The organism is Asaia sp. SF2.1 (assembly GCF_000505765.1).
In the GTDB taxonomy this organism is placed as follows: domain Bacteria; phylum Pseudomonadota; class Alphaproteobacteria; order Acetobacterales; family Acetobacteraceae; genus Asaia; species Asaia bogorensis.
Genome location: NZ_AYXS01000048.1, coordinates 51,812 through 52,462, shown reverse-complemented (window position 1 = coordinate 52,462; position 651 = coordinate 51,812). Strand labels below are relative to the sequence as shown.

Annotated in this window: 1 protein-coding gene; it reads left to right on the top strand. The window is 61.3% G+C overall.

What is annotated here, in order from left to right; translation table 11 throughout:
* Positions 1–83 precede the first annotated feature (83 nt).
* Positions 84–651, top strand: a 568-nt coding sequence (locus P792_RS38050) for a LysR family transcriptional regulator (protein WP_035440555.1), incomplete at its 3' end; no start/stop codon positions are given.

The following is a 651-nucleotide window of genomic DNA, read 5'->3' as shown; positions in this document are numbered from 1 at the left end:
CGGGGCGATGAGTCATAAAACCATTATCCTGCGCAAACGATTAGCGCGTATAATCGGCACGTACCTATGTTGGATTTTCATGAATGAAACGCGATGATCTGGTCGATCTGAACGCCTTTCTGGCCGTAGCGGAAGAGCAGAGCTTTACGCGTGCGGCGGCAAGGCTTGGCACGTCGCAATCGGCACTCAGCCATACGGTCAGACGGCTTGAAACCCGCCTTGGCGTGCGGCTACTGACACGCACCACGCGACGGGTCTCGGCCACCCTCGCCGGTGAAAGGTTACTCCAGACCCTTGTCCCTGCGCTTGACAGTATCAGCGACGAAATCGCTGCCATCAGTGAATTGTCCGAGCGCCCCTCAGGCACGATCCGGCTCACGACCTCCGACCATGCCGCCCGAATCCTGATCTGGCCCGCATTGCGGCGCCTGCTGCCCGACTACCCGGAGATACAGGTCGAACTCGCCATCGATTCAGGCCTGACCGACATCGTGGCCGAGCGCTTCGATGCGGGCGTGCGGCTGGAAGAAACCATCGCACGTGACATGATTGCGGTGCCGATCGGGCCACCGTTGCGCATGGCCGTCGTGGGCGCCCCTGTTTATTTCGCGCATCAGGCGCCTCCCCGGCTGCCGCAGGATCTGTCGCAGC